This is a genomic window from Agarivorans sp. DSG3-1 (assembly GCF_046774965.1).
Lineage (GTDB): Bacteria > Pseudomonadota > Gammaproteobacteria > Enterobacterales > Celerinatantimonadaceae > Agarivorans.
On sequence record NZ_CP177241.1, the window covers coordinates 1,409,112 to 1,421,831 of the forward strand.

The 12,720-nt window shown below is 44.3% G+C and carries 12 protein-coding genes; 8 read left to right on the plus strand and 4 right to left on the minus strand.

Translation table 11 applies throughout. The features are described from left to right. Positions 1-10: 10 nt before the first annotated feature. From ACLD71_RS06655 to ACLD71_RS06675, 5 genes are all read left to right on the plus strand, one after another. Positions 11-865, plus strand: coding sequence for a DMT family transporter (locus ACLD71_RS06655; RefSeq protein ID WP_411993731.1), 855 nt, complete (start codon positions 11-13; stop codon positions 863-865). Between the two features lies 1 nt (position 866). Then, positions 867-1,466: a glutathione S-transferase N-terminal domain-containing protein gene (locus ACLD71_RS06660; RefSeq protein ID WP_411993733.1), complete on the plus strand. Its 600-nt coding sequence runs from the start codon at positions 867-869 to the stop codon at positions 1,464-1,466. Then, positions 1,466-1,888, plus strand: a complete 423-nt coding sequence (locus ACLD71_RS06665; protein ID WP_411993735.1) for a DUF1801 domain-containing protein — start codon at positions 1,466-1,468, stop codon at positions 1,886-1,888. Before ACLD71_RS06660 ends, ACLD71_RS06665 begins: the two co-directional genes overlap by 1 nt. Before the next feature lie 98 nt (positions 1,889-1,986). Continuing rightward, complete coding sequence (locus tag ACLD71_RS06670) at positions 1,987-2,364, plus strand: hypothetical protein (protein ID WP_235836170.1); 378 nt, start codon at positions 1,987-1,989, stop codon at positions 2,362-2,364. A 21-nt stretch (positions 2,365-2,385) separates the two neighbouring features. Then, positions 2,386-3,411, plus strand: coding sequence for a Solitary outer membrane autotransporter beta-barrel domain (locus ACLD71_RS06675; protein ID WP_411993736.1), 1,026 nt, complete (start codon positions 2,386-2,388; stop codon positions 3,409-3,411). Between the two features lie 40 nt (positions 3,412-3,451). On the opposite strand, the gene dbpA is transcribed toward ACLD71_RS06675, so the two are convergent. The 4 genes from dbpA to ACLD71_RS06695 form a co-directional block, all read right to left on the minus strand. Next, positions 3,452-4,840: an ATP-dependent RNA helicase DbpA gene (gene dbpA / locus ACLD71_RS06680; protein WP_411993737.1), complete on the minus strand. Its 1,389-nt coding sequence runs from the start codon at positions 4,838-4,840 to the stop codon at positions 3,452-3,454. 218 nt (positions 4,841-5,058) lie between these two features. After that, complete coding sequence (locus ACLD71_RS06685) at positions 5,059-5,532, minus strand: NYN domain-containing protein (RefSeq protein ID WP_137672614.1); 474 nt, start codon at positions 5,530-5,532, stop codon at positions 5,059-5,061. A gap of 395 nt (positions 5,533-5,927) precedes the next feature. Then, positions 5,928-6,551 carry a hypothetical protein gene (locus tag ACLD71_RS06690; RefSeq protein ID WP_303552187.1) on the minus strand — a complete coding sequence of 208 codons (624 nt, stop codon included), beginning with the start codon at positions 6,549-6,551 and terminating at the stop codon, positions 5,928-5,930. A 433-nt stretch (positions 6,552-6,984) separates the two neighbouring features. Next, positions 6,985-8,892 carry a serine/threonine-protein kinase gene (locus tag ACLD71_RS06695; protein WP_411993739.1) on the minus strand — a complete coding sequence of 636 codons (1,908 nt, stop codon included), beginning with the start codon at positions 8,890-8,892 and terminating at the stop codon, positions 6,985-6,987. Positions 8,893-9,496: 604 nt separating this feature from the next. Here ACLD71_RS06695 and tagH point away from each other — a divergent pair. Genes tagH through tssK form a run of 3 tightly spaced genes read left to right on the plus strand, consistent with a single transcriptional unit; the run spans position 9,497 to position 12,718 of the window. Beyond that, positions 9,497-10,903 (plus strand): type VI secretion system-associated FHA domain protein TagH, encoded by a 1,407-nt coding sequence (gene tagH, locus ACLD71_RS06700; protein ID WP_411993741.1) that lies wholly within the window; start codon positions 9,497-9,499, stop codon positions 10,901-10,903. A 2-nt stretch (positions 10,904-10,905) separates the two neighbouring features. Further along, positions 10,906-11,370, plus strand: a complete 465-nt coding sequence (gene tssJ / locus ACLD71_RS06705) for a type VI secretion system lipoprotein TssJ (RefSeq protein ID WP_137672489.1) — start codon at positions 10,906-10,908, stop codon at positions 11,368-11,370. Positions 11,371-11,392: 22 nt separating this feature from the next. Further along, positions 11,393-12,718, plus strand: coding sequence for a type VI secretion system baseplate subunit TssK (gene tssK / locus ACLD71_RS06710; protein ID WP_137672488.1), 1,326 nt, complete (start codon positions 11,393-11,395; stop codon positions 12,716-12,718). Positions 12,719-12,720: the final 2 nt, after the last annotated feature.

Here is a 12,720-nt window from a genome sequence, read left to right on the forward strand (position 1 = left end):
GCGCTCATACTTGACCACTCTTATTGCGCTGATTGCTTTTGCGGGTAATTCAGTACTGTGCCGCTTGGCTTTGGGGGACCAACAAATTGATGCTGCCAGCTTTACCGCGGTGCGTTTGTTGGCGGGTGCTATTACTTTGGTGCTGTTGTTGGCGATAAAACCTGCTTCTGGCGCAAAGCAAAGCAAGGGAAGTTGGTGGTCGGGCGTAATGCTGTTTAGTTATGCAGCTTGTTTTTCATTTGCCTATCTTTATTTGGATACTGGTATTGGCGCATTAATATTATTTGCGGCGGTGCAACTAAGCATGGTGGGTATTTCGATAGTTAAAGGTGTCAGATTATTTTGGGGCGAAGGCCTTGGTATTGCCTTCGCGTTTGCCGGTTTGGTCGTTTTATTAGCGCCAAGCGAACAGGCATCGGTATCATTGGTCGGCTTTGTTTTAATGCTAGTGGCAGGTTGTGCGTGGGGGGTGTATACCTTAAATGGGCGAGGTTCATTAAGCCCTAGCCGAGATACCTGTTTTAACTTTTGGCGCAGCTTACCATTTTTAGTGGTTTTACTACCTTGGATAGCGATGCAAGCTAACATGACTGTATATGGCGTGTTGCTAGCGTTGAGTTCGGGAGCTCTGGCTTCTGGATTGGGGTACTGGGTTTGGTATATCGCGTTGGGGAGTTTGTCGGCCAGCCAAGCGGCGGTGTTACAGTTATTGGTACCCTTAATTGCGGCGGCAGGCGGTTGGTTGTTTGCTAGCGAGCCACTTGGGTTAAACTTTATACTCTCGGCGGGTTTGGTATTAGGGGGGATTTTACTCACTATATACAGTCGTCAGAAAGGTTTAAAAGCCACGTTGCAGGGGAGCTGATATGGAGCAGAATTTAACCTTGGTTGTTGGGCGTGATTCCACTTGGTCATTGCGTACCTATCTTTGTATGCAGTTAGCAGAACTGGAATTTTCGCTTACTGCTGTCCCTCTAGGCCAGGCGGGTTACCAACAACAGTTAGCTAGCTTATCTCCTAGCTTGCTGGTGCCAGTGCTAAGGTGTGAAGATATTGTCATTCATGATTCCTTAGCGATTATCGAGTTTGCTAACGAGCAAGCTAATGGCCAGCTCTACCCCAATGAAGCGAGATTGCGTGCTCAAGCGCGTAGCTATATGGCGGAATTGCATGCGGGATTTTTGGCTATTCGCCAGTATTTGCCCTTTCAGTTTGAAAAAGGCTTACCACCGAGCCTAGCTCCTAAGATTGAGACTGAATTACAGCGCCTAAGTGCTATTTGGCAACAATTTGATGGTTGTTTCGCCTTTAACAAAGCAGGGGCGCTTGATGCTTACTATGCGGTAATGGCCCAGCGTTTAACTAATTATGGGATCGAGTTTGAAGGAGCCGCTGGGCGTTATCAGCAGCACCTTGTTTCTTGGCCGCTGTTTCAGCGCGCATTAGTATCGGCAAAGGCTTGGTAATGATGCGGCAATTAAAGCCAGAGCTGCAGGCTGCTATCTCAGAGTATCCTGCTGCTATTCAGCAACAAGTGTTGTTATTAAGAGCAGAAATTTTAGCGGTGGCCGAAACAACTGAGGGCGTAGGTGAGCTACACGAAACCCTAAAGTGGGGCGAGCTAGCCTACCTCACCGAACAAACAAAGTCGGGCACTACCTTGCGAATAGCTTGGCAAGCTAAGCAGCCAGGCTACTTAGGCTTATACGTAAATTGTAAAACAAAGTTGGTTGAGGTGTATAAAACCTTGTTCCCAAATTTGTTTCGTTATCAGAAACAGCGCGCTATTTTACTGCCTATCAATCAAACCTGGCCTTTGGCTGAGCTAAGAATATGTATAGCTATAGCGCTGCGTTACCATCTGGATAAAGTTATATTAAATGACTAGGTGCTACTTTTAAGAGGTAGCACCTAGCTCTTTGGTAAATCTAACGATTAAATGGTACTTATACTTAACTAAAATAAATCCATTTCTAAGGAGACGTTTTGAACATACTCAAATTAACCATGATAATGGCAATATCTACCGCACTATTTGCTTGTGCAAGTCAGTCGCAACAGATGCAAGAACAAGGCTATCCGGTTGATTACGCCGATGGCTTTGAAGATGGCTGCCATAGCGGACATCAAGCAGGAGGAAGTTTGTTTGACCAGTTCAAAAAAGACATCAATCGTTTTGAGCAGCAAAAGCAATATGCGCAAGGGTGGTCTGATGGCTTTCGTCAGTGTGAATCTCAAGAAGAGGCCTTGCAGCGACAAACACGTATAGCTATTGAACAGCAAAAACTTGAGCAACAACGTCAAGATGATATTGCGCACCAAGCATTAAAAGATATAGATACCTCAGGTTTAAAAGGCTTGTAGATAAGAAGGGTATATTCAAGGATGAATCTATCATTAACTTCACGTTGTATCTTGGTTGTTTTGATATACTCATTGCTTAGGAACACTGCTAATGCTGCTTTGGCAGAGGGACATTTTGAAGGTGAGGTCTTACCAATTATACAGCGAAATTTAGCGGGGACTTTTGCCGCCGATGCGGTGATTCATGATCGCGAAACGGTAACCATTGGCTTTGTTAATTTTGACCCTTCGGGCTTTATTCCCATCGACGATGATAACCTTGGTGGCGATGATGCCAATCGTCTCAAAAATGAGTTGAAAACCATTACCATACCATTAACCTTGTCACTTCCTTGGCATGGCCATGCATGGGAGAGTTATGCCACAGGCCGTTTGGGTTATACCCAGCGATTTCACGATATCACGCTTTACGAAGAGTTAGACCCCACCCGAGATCATGAAAAACTTAAAGTATACTCAGCATTTTTAGCCGGCGGCTCCCATTGGGATGGCATAAAAAATTGGCGTTTTAGTGCTGAATTAGGCACAAGTATTCGGCGTTTAGAGCAAGAATATATTTACAACAATTCCATTAGCCAAATATTTCAACCTGTGTTTGATGGAGTACTTACCAATTTTTCGCTCAATGCTTGGATGTTACACCCTAGCTTAGCGATGCAATATCAAAAGCGCTGGAGTAAGCACAAACTTAAGTATCGCTCGCGCTTTTCTTACATGTATGGGGAGAGCTTTGGGTCTGAGATTGAGCCTCATAAAGTCAATATTGGTGCAAGTTCTTGGCGTAATACCCTGTATTACGCTCACCCTATTGGTCGCGCTTTAGATATCTCATTTGCTGGGCAGTTATCGGCTTCACGGGTTGATTTAACTGGCAATACTAACGAGGCTTTTCAAACACCGCATTACTATGAATTTGGTTTTGATTTGTTAATGGGCACTGGTGCATATGGTGAGGGCTGGTTAGATAATGTAAGTATTGGTTTGCTATTTAATTATGGCAGCGTGCTAAAAGGTGGGAGTTTGGTCTTTAATTACAATACCTACTAGGTCCGCCAGTGATCACTGGCGGAGTGTTAGTTTGCTTAACTTAGCAAGTTAGGTGTCTAACTCTAAACGAGCGGCCTTTCATTTTTCCGTGCTCTAGCTTCTTACGTGCTTGCTTAAGTACTTCGCGCTCCACTGCTACATAAGCGCGGTTATCAAACAGGTTAATTTTGCCAACTTGTGCGCCGCTAATACCATTTTCGCCCGTTAACGCACCCAGAATATCGCCGGCTCTTACTTTTTGTTTCTTACCGCCGTCAATTTGCAGGGTAGCCATTAACGCACCTGCTGGTTTCTTGTTTAGTAAAGACATATCTGGAAGTTCTTCGTCTTCAATGGGGCGGCTTAAGTAGTCTTCCAGTAAGGCGACTTTGTAATGCTCTTTATCGCTAAAGAATGAAAAAGCCAAGCCTTTGCTGCCAGCACGCCCGGTACGACCAATGCGGTGCACATGCACTTCTACATCGCGTGCAATGTGGTAGTTAATCACAGCATCAAGCGAGTCAATATCTAAGCCTCGAGCTGCGACATCGGTTGCTACCAAAATGGCGGCACTGTTATTGGCAAACTGCACTAAGGTTTGGTCGCGATCACGCTGTTCTAAATCACCATGTAAGGCTACAGCGCTAAAGCCGAGTAGGCGTAATTCATCGGCAACTTCTTGCGCTTCGCGTTTGGTATTGCAAAATACCACGCTAGATTGAGGGCGATGCTGTAGTAACAGCAAGCGTAGCGCTAACATACGTTGCTCGTTGTCATCTACTTTATAAAAGTGCTGTGTAATAGACGAGTCATCGTGAGTGCTAGCCACTTCTATACGCACTGGTTCGCGCATTATATGCTGAGAAATACTCTCAATTTGAGCTGGGAAGGTGGCGCTAAACAATAAGGTTTGCCGATCACTCGGTGCTAATTCAATAATGGCATCAATGGCCGATTGAAAGCCCATTTCCAACATGCGATCTGCTTCATCAAGAATCAGGTTCTTAATGTTATCTAACTTCAGCGTGCCTTTGTTTAAGTGTTCTTCTACACGACCCGGTGTGCCAACAACAATGTGGGCTCCATGTTCTAACGACCCAATTTGCGGGCCAAAAGGCATGCCTCCACATAGGGTTAGCACCTTAATGTTATGAATGCTACGCGCCAGCTTACGGATCTCTTTAGCTACTTGGTCGGCTAGTTCACGGGTTGGGCACAATACTAATGTTTGAATGCGAAAGCGTTTAACTTCTAGGGCATTAAGCAAACCTAAACCAAAAGCGGCGGTTTTACCTGAACCCGTTTTGCCTTGAGCGATAACATCTTTACCTGCCAGAATTTCTGGCAGACTTTGCGCTTGAATTGGCGTCATGGAGCTATAACCCAGAGTTTCCAGATTTGCTAATAAATCAGGGTGTAGGGCAAGAGTAGAAAAATCAGTTTGGCTCACAATGGCGTCCTCTTCGAGGGAAAAATAAAGGTATAACCGCAGCAGCAATTGCTTTCGGGGGCGCGATGATAGCTGAAAACACGGCACAATTGTGTAAAAAATAGCAAGTTTTTCACTTTACTGAGCTTGTCTTGTAAAAATATATGTCACTTGAGGTGTTTTAGAAGGGCCGAACAGCAAAACTAGGCGGCATTTTGCTGGGGGCTAATGTAGGTAGTTTATTGTAATAAAGGCTGCTCTATAGCTTGAAAAACACTGGCCGAGTTAACTAAGGCATGGGCGGTAAGGCTAGGTACCCCATAGACCAAAGCCTCAACTGAATACTCCTGAGTGATTTTATCCAGCAAAATGGCAAAGTCACCATCGCCAGAGAGCAAGACTACCATGTCTACGTCGCGTGCCGCTTCTAATACGTCGATGGTAATGCCAACATCCCAGTCGCCCTTAGCTGAGCCGTCGCTGCGTTGAATAAAGGGCTTAAGTTTTACTTTGAAACCAATGTGTTTAAGTGCGTCTTGAAATTTTAGCTGCTGGTTATCACCGCGATCAATTGCGTAAGCATAAGCTGCAACAATGTCGCCTTGCTCTTTTAATTGCTGCCAAAGTTTGCGGTAATTAAACTGTTTAGCGTAGGCCTCGCGGCAGGTGTAATAGATGTTTTGAACATCGGCGAATACGGCTATTTTTTTCACTAGGCGCTCTCTAAGCTGGTGGCTATGAAATGACTGGCGGCTATTTGATGTATTAAACATTATTACATGCTGGTTATGAAAAGCCCCGCTCTAGCTTATGTTTATAAGTAAAAACGGGGGCTAGCTTAAACATTAAGCAATATAAATACTGCTCATGTAGCAGTAATTACCATTTTTCTTAGGGTGTTTTTGAAGACAAATTCGTCATTGGCATTTTAGCAGGGGCAAAATACTCATCATGGATGAGCAAGACTGTATTCCGCTTAAAATTGGCTGTCATTGCTAAGAATACTGCTACTTAGGGGGCTTATTGAAGAGCCGAGGGTAGGACTTTGTGGAATTAAAACGCGGCTAGCTTTGCGCTAGCCGTGAGTGACTAATGGCGTAATGTGTTGCTATTTTCTGCTGATAGAAAAGGCATCTACGCGTACTTCCAGCTCTTTATCTAAGCTAGGTGTCGTGCTGGTGTCTACTTCTAAAAGGCTAAATATTTCCACTTGGTTATTATCGCCAGTATTGAAGTCGATACTGACTTGGCGGAAACACTTCTTGTTTTCTCCTTGTGGCGCGTTGGCTAGATCACGCACGTGCGCGCGAGTTTCGGCTAGCATATTGCCAGTGAGCGATGCATCGCCAACTTCTCGAACACCAAAATATAATTGCGTTGGTGAGCTATTACCTTTTTTATCGCAATAGAATAGAGAGAACACCATGTCTGTATTGGCTGGTAAATCACGCACCAGCTGACTTAAACCAGGCATTGCTGAAAAATTATGGTTACTGACATCGCGCTTAAAGCGAAAACGAGATGAACCTTCTCCTTCAAAAGCGCTATCTTTTGAGCTGCCCACATCGCCTAAACCGTTACTTGAATCTTCGTGGCTTAGCCATACTGCACTTTTACCTTTGTCGGCGCGGTAGTTGGTGAGCTGCGGATCTTGAACATAAGCGTGAGCGGATAGGGCAATACAAGTGCCCAGAATGCCAGCACCAAGAGCGATTGTTTTTTGTAAGCGCATAGGTAATCCTTTTGAGTCGTCGATAAATCCCGTTATATTTGTATTATTATATAATTTAAGACGAGTTTGCTGTGAACCTACTCGCGTTTTTGTAGATTGTTTAAACAGCCTGGATTGAAGGCATTTTTGGGTGGCAGAGGTTTAGTTCTTGGCGAGTGTTGGTTTAGCCATTTTACTTAAGGCTTATTGGCAATAATGAGGCTGGCTTTCGAGTAAACAGGATTACAGGCGCAGTTCTTTGAAAATGGCTAAGCAGTGGAGGAATAACATTATCAGCCTATTGAGTTTTTGACGGTTTAGCACCGAATATACCTGCAGAGCGTAACCAGTGAGCTTTTAGTTAAAGCAGGTAGACCGATGACTCGGCCTACCTGCTTTGAATCACACTAAACTGTCATTACCTAAGGGTAATTATAAGTGCAGGCGAAGCCGTTTAAGCGTTATCGGCAACGCGAGCATCTTGCACTTTGGTCATTAAATCTTGCGCTTTTTTCATTACGGCACTGGCTTCTTTAGTGCGGCGTTTTTTCAATAAGTAATCTGAAAAACGTAGATACTTGTTAGCCATGGATTGGCGTGTTTCGACTAGGTGTGAGAAGTCGTTAGGCAACTCTTTGGCCATTACATCTACTTCTCGCGCCATTTTATCTAGCGTTTTCACACGGGTTAAACCATCGATGCGTTCTTGCATTTGTGCGAAGTGATTTTGGTAAAACACTTCAGCGGCTTGATAAGGAAAATCAGCTTCTTGTTCATTGGCTATGGCTTGCTTGTACTCTGCCATGGCACTAATTGATGACTTCAACTCTGCTGCACGAGCAATGCGCGCTTGCTGTTGTTCGCTATTGGCAAAAAAGGTCTCACCCGCTGAGATCATATCGGCAAGAGCAACTACATCTAAGTCGTCTGCGGCTTTGTCGAAAAGCTGAGTGAACATTTTTTCTGATTTTTCATTGGGCGCAAACTGATAGTCAGTTCTTACTTGCAACAAATCTTGATAGATAAGGTAAATATCGTCGCCATCTTCGCTATGCTGGTATCTACCTTGCTCTAGGTTAGTGTCTAAACGTTGGCTCAGTGCTTCAACGGTTCCCATCCAGCCTTGGTTTACGTCTTCAGCGATTAAAGCCAAGCTATAGGAATCAGGATAAATTCGATTCACTTCTTGAAGTAAAGACTGAATCGCGTAGTAATCGGGGTAAGCGCTGTCTCGATTATTTAACAAATCGTCGATTTTTTTCTCATAATAATCAATCACTAAACGTTGCTTATCACGAAGCATCGCTTGTTTAGGCACATGTTGTTTTGCAGGAATAGTGCTGAGAATAGGCAAAAATTGCTGAGGTGTTAAGGCCACCAACTCTTGGTTAGCCAGCTCTACTCGCTGCAAGGTTTCTAGGGCTTGTTGGCTTTGGTTAAATTGCAGCTCGGTTTGTTGGTAGCCATAAGCTACAGAGCCAATTAATGCTATCCCGCATGCAACTGCAAAAGTAGGCTTAAAGTAACTATTGGTTAGGCCTTTTTCCAGCTTGGAAAGATCTGTTGTGCGTTGATTTAACTCGAACTTTAAGCCTTTTTTCAAACTAGCCCAACGAATTAAAGGAGCATGTTTTGGTTTAGCTGGAATAATCTTTTCTTTCGCTGCCTGGTTTGCTGTTTTGCGATTAAATGGGTGCTTGCTAGATAGCAACTCGTAAGCGATACAGCTAAAGGCAAATACATCGTCGGCGATGCTCGGCGCAGCGCCATCCAGCAACTCTGGTGAAGCATAAGTCGGTGTAAAGCCACTCACAGGTGATGTTTCTTCAGGCTTGTCTGCAGCATACTGATCGGCATTTAAGTTAAGTGCGCGTGATACACCAAAATCAAAGATTTTGATGGTGCCATCTCGCGATAGCATGATGTTGCCTGGTTTCAAGTCGGCGTGTACTACGCCATTTTCGTGGGCATAACTGAGTGCAGAAGTCAGCTGCTGAAGTAGAGCCAAGCTGCTTTTATAAGACAAACCATTAGGTCGATGACTCTTTATCACTTCATCTAAGGTTTGCCCATCTAACCACTCCATTACCAAGTAGTAGTCTTCTTGGTCTACGCCAAAGTCGTACACGCGAATGATATTAGGATGGCTTAAACGCTGCGTTTTCCGAGCTTCTCGAATCAAAATACGTGCAGCATCTGGCTGATCATGAAATTCTTTTTGTAACAGCTTAATCGCCACATAAGGCTGGCTATCACCAGCGGCTTCTAGCAATAAGTCTTTGGCGCGGTACACATCGCACATTCCACCGTGGCCAACCAACCCTTCAATTTGATAGCGCTTTTTGATGACGCGATTGAGCATTTGATCGTTAGGAGTGTGCGCTTTGCTTTTTTTTGGGGTTACCGTTTCTGTATTACTTACTACGGTTTTGTCATTAGAACCTGAAGAATTAGCTGCTTGTTCAGCTTTTTTTTCGGTGTGGCGGTTTGGTCTTTATTAACGTCATCCATGGAAACTACCCTATCAGGCTAAAACACATTTTATCATTAATGTGTGACAAATATATTAATAGTAAGAATACTATTTTCGGTTTTTCTAGTCTTTAATTTCTCGAATTAAAGTCTCTTTAATAGAAGAAAATTAAAAGTATTTCTAAGAAACATAAGAAAATTATTGTGAAATCCGTTCGCTTTACTTTTTTGACTGTTTTTTAGTCACTGCTTTACATGGTTTTTAGCTTTTAGCCCAGTAAAACAAAGGTTCGGATGCTAACAATAATATCGTCAAAAATCAAAGGTAGGGAAAAATAATTTTATTATTAAAATTATTTATTTTGATATTGATTGGTTTATTTATTAAGTGTAATAATACCGCTTCTTTTTCTGGTGATATATAAATCATTAGTATCTTTAGGGTGATGGGTTCAGCCTGAGGTAAAAAAGTACTTCTAAGGGACGGGAAGAAAATGAATTTGTGTTTGTCTGTGATGAGTTATCACAGGTTTACCTCTGGCGTGGAAGAAAAGAAATTTCTTTCTACTGATTCAGGGGAGTCTGTAATTACTATTGGCCGAGCTAGCCAATGCTCATGGTGTCTGCTAGACCCCGAGCGTGTTATCTCAAGTCGCCATGCTCGAATTGAATCGAATAGTGGTCAGTTTTGGCTTTACGATACGTCTACCAACGGCGTATTTGTAAACCGCTCGGTTGAGCCATTAGCTAAAGATACGCCTTATCAGTTAAACGATGGTGATGTGTTAGCTATTGGTGACTACGAGATTGAAGTGGCTATCTCCGCACAGGCTCAGCCTGCTAGTGTTGTGGCTCCTGCAGCGCTTAGCTCTGCACCCATTCAACCGGTGGCAGAAGACTTTGGTGTATTGGCTGAACCAGAGCCTGTAGCAGTTGCGGCAACCAGCTTAGACTCTAGGTTAAATGCCAATCTAGATGATGCGTTTGCACTGCCAAAAAACTTAACCGATGACGAGCAATCTAGCATTCCAGAAGATTGGAATGCCCTATTCTCTAGCCCTGCGGCGCCCCAAAACAGTCAGTCTGTAGAACAACCAGCGCCTACAGCAGCGGTAGTGAGTGATCCTACACCGTCCCCAGCAGTACCTCATGTTCCTGTTGCTCAAGAACCCGTTGCGCCTCGAGTTGATGAAGGGCTTGCCTACGCAACCCCGCAAAATACTACTCAGCATTCAAATCACGTGGCGCCAGCAGTTAGTGCGCCAACTCAGCAAAATCAGGCTAAACCAACGGCAACAGTTGCTGATGAACACGCCCATCTCACTGCTTTTTTAGAAGGCATGGGAATATCTGCTGAGCTTGTTTCTCAAGATAATCCGGTACGCTGGTGGCACCAACTAGGCGTGATTACTCGCGACTCTTTGGATGGCATCATGAATACCTTGCATAACCGTGCTGCCTTTAAAGAAAACAGTCGAATCAATCAAACGACTTTCAGAAGGAATGAAAACAACCCGCTTAAGTTTTCTACTAATGCCGAAGATGCCATTCATAACTTATTACAACGCAAAACTGCTGGTTTTCTGCCTCCAGAGCGAGCGGTTAAAGAAGCGTTTATTGATTTAGAGCGCCATGAATACGCCCTGTTATCGGGGATTGAAGGTGCGGTTGCTGGAGTGATGCAACTGCTCGACCCTAAATCGATAGAATCCAAAGATCAACACGCTAAAGGAATTGCCAAAGTGTATTCGGCAATTGAAAAGCATAAGAGTTGGAACCGTTACTGTTCAATTTACAGTGATTTGGAAAATGAGTTTAGCCGAAACAGCAACGCTTTCTACATGGAAGACTTTGCCAAGGCTTATGAATCAAGCTTAAAAAGCATAGAGCAAAAGGGATAACGATGAGCAACATAGGGAAGTTAGTACTTAGTGTATTACTAAGTGTTTCAATGTTTGGCTGTACCGTAGCCAATTACGTAGTAGAACCATATTCAAAACTACAATTTCATGTCGACGAAGGGGTTAATCCAGACATTACTGGGCGTGCTTCGCCGGTCGTAGTGAAAGTCTTTGAATTATCGTCTCGCACCTTATTCGACAGCCAAGATTTCTTTGCTTTGTACGACGATGCATCGCAAGTGCTTGGTCCTGACCTAATCAATCGCACCGAGTTCGAATTTGAACCAGGTAGCCAGTTTGAATACAAACTGTCGTTATCTCCGGGTGTTCGTTATGCCGGTGTATTAGTTGCTTATCGAGATATTGATACCGCCAGCTGGCGTGAAGTAGTAACTATTGACCCTACCAACTACAAAACCTTCGATGTTCATGTTGGTGAACTCGCCGTATTTGTTGGCAATCCATAAAGCAGTATCACGGGATTAAAACATGAGTGACTTTTGTCGTGTCGCCTGGAGCGAGGGGATGTTTTTGCGTCCGCAACACTTTCAGCAGCAAGAACGCAGTTTGAATTTTCAGTTGCAGCAAAATCTATTACAGCAATCGAGTTATTACTGGGGTGTGAGCGAACTCAATTTTGACCGTGCTCTATTAAGTAATGGCAAGTTTGGTTTATCTACTCTTAAGGCTTGTTTACAAGACGGCGCGGCAATTATTAGCCCTACTCGAGACCCTATTCCAGAGCCTCTTTCTTTAGATAGCAGCATAAGAGACCAATTGGTGTTTATTGCTCTTCCTACTGAAAAGTCGAACGGTTTGAATGTATCAGCCCAAGGGCGCAGTGTTACTCGCTATCGCTTTGTTGATCACGAAGTGGTTGATACCAACATTGGCAATGATGCAGTTGAAGTATTGCAATTAGCCCAAGCGGGTTTTGAACTGAAGCTGGAAAGTGACAACTTATCGGGTTACGACACATTGGCGATAGCCAAAATCATCGAAGTGTCGGAAGAAGGTCAAGTTAGCCTCGACGAAAAGTTTATTCCCGCGTCATTAAACGCCCAAGCTAACCCGGTACTAAAACAACAGTTAACAGAAGTTCACGGTATGTTGCGCCAACGCGCCGAAGCCTTGGCTGCTCGTATTGGCGCAGGCCAAGGCAGTGCCAGCTCAATCGCAGATTTTTTAATGCTGCAGTTGCTCAACCGTTACGACGCGGTACTTGCCCATATATTGGCGACCAACGGTTTGCATCCGGAGCGCTTATATCAAGAGCTCGCAGGTCTTGCTGGTGAGTTGGCGACGTTCTCTAGTAAAGAAAAACGCGCCCCGCAATTGCCTGGCTATCAACATGATGAGCTAACCCGCGTATTCGGTGACGTGATGGTGGTATTGAACCAATTCATGAGCATGGTGCTAGAACAAACAGCGGTACAAATTGCCTTAGATGAAACCAACTACGGGATCCGTATCGCGCAGGTACAAGATAAAGGCTTGCTAGAGCGAGCTGAGTTTGTACTCGCGGTTAACGCCAACATTAGCCCAGACGAGTTGCGTAAACGCTTCCCATCACAGGTGAAAATTGGCCCTGTTGAGCACATTCGTGACTTGGTTAATAACCAGCTCCCCGGCATTTCTGCGATTGGTTTGCCCGTAGCGCCGCGCCAAATCCCATACCACGCTGGTTTTCACTATTTCAAATTGGATAAAAGCAACGATTACTGGTCGCGCCTTAGTGCCAGTGGTGGTGTCGCCATCCACCTTTCGGGGAATTACCCCGAGCTTGAAATGCAAATTTGGGCGATTAGCCAGTAATC

What these genes read in the sequence shown, in the direction of transcription:
- ACLD71_RS06660 (WP_411993733.1), top strand. Translation starts at nt 867, where the DNA reads ATGGAGCAGAATTTAACCTTGGTTGTTGGGCGTGATTCCACTTGGTCA.
- ACLD71_RS06690 (WP_303552187.1), bottom strand. Translation starts at nt 6,551, where the DNA reads ATGCGCTTACAAAAAACAATCGCTCTTGGTGCTGGCATTCTGGGCACT.
- tssJ (WP_137672489.1), top strand. Translation starts at nt 10,906, where the DNA reads ATGAGCAACATAGGGAAGTTAGTACTTAGTGTATTACTAAGTGTTTCA.
- ACLD71_RS06675 (WP_411993736.1), top strand. Translation starts at nt 2,386, where the DNA reads ATGAATCTATCATTAACTTCACGTTGTATCTTGGTTGTTTTGATATAC.
- tssK (WP_137672488.1), top strand. Translation starts at nt 11,393, where the DNA reads ATGAGTGACTTTTGTCGTGTCGCCTGGAGCGAGGGGATGTTTTTGCGT.
- ACLD71_RS06695 (WP_411993739.1), bottom strand. Translation starts at nt 8,892, where the DNA reads ATGCTCAATCGCGTCATCAAAAAGCGCTATCAAATTGAAGGGTTGGTT.
- tagH (WP_411993741.1), top strand. Translation starts at nt 9,497, where the DNA reads ATGAATTTGTGTTTGTCTGTGATGAGTTATCACAGGTTTACCTCTGGC.
- ACLD71_RS06665 (WP_411993735.1), top strand. Translation starts at nt 1,466, where the DNA reads ATGATGCGGCAATTAAAGCCAGAGCTGCAGGCTGCTATCTCAGAGTAT.